Here is a 397-nt window from a genome sequence, read left to right on the forward strand (position 1 = left end):
CGTCCGCCGCTCGTCAGCAAAGTAGCAAGCTACTCTCTGTTACCGCTCGACTTGCATGTGTTAGGCCTGCCGCCAGCGTTCAATCTGAGCCATGATCAAACTCTTCAATTAAAAGTTTTTTCTGTCCCGAAGGACATGCTCAATGAATTCTGAATTTATTTAATATCTTTCGATATTGAATTGACTGTGCCGAAGCAACTTATAAATAAGTTACTTCTGTTGGTCACTCAGTTTCAATTGAGACTCTAAATTTTTTGCTTTGCTTAGCGAACTAAGCTCGGCTGTTAGAACTCAATCTGTACGAGTGCCCACACAGATGATTGCTTTATATTGTTAAAGAACGTTGCGGTTAAAGTTAAACTTTATCTCGCTAGGGCTGCGCATATTACGCTTTCCT

Annotated in this window: 1 rRNA gene; it reads right to left on the reverse strand. The window is 41.1% G+C overall.

The window, feature by feature from the left end:
• Positions 1-111 (reverse strand): 16S ribosomal RNA (locus H5201_RS22690); the annotation flags it as partial.
• Between the last annotated feature and the right edge of the window lie 286 nt (positions 112-397).

The sequence above is a fragment of the Pseudoalteromonas sp. SG43-6 genome (assembly GCF_014164365.1).
GTDB classification, from domain to species: Bacteria; Pseudomonadota; Gammaproteobacteria; order Enterobacterales; family Alteromonadaceae; genus Pseudoalteromonas; species Pseudoalteromonas rhizosphaerae.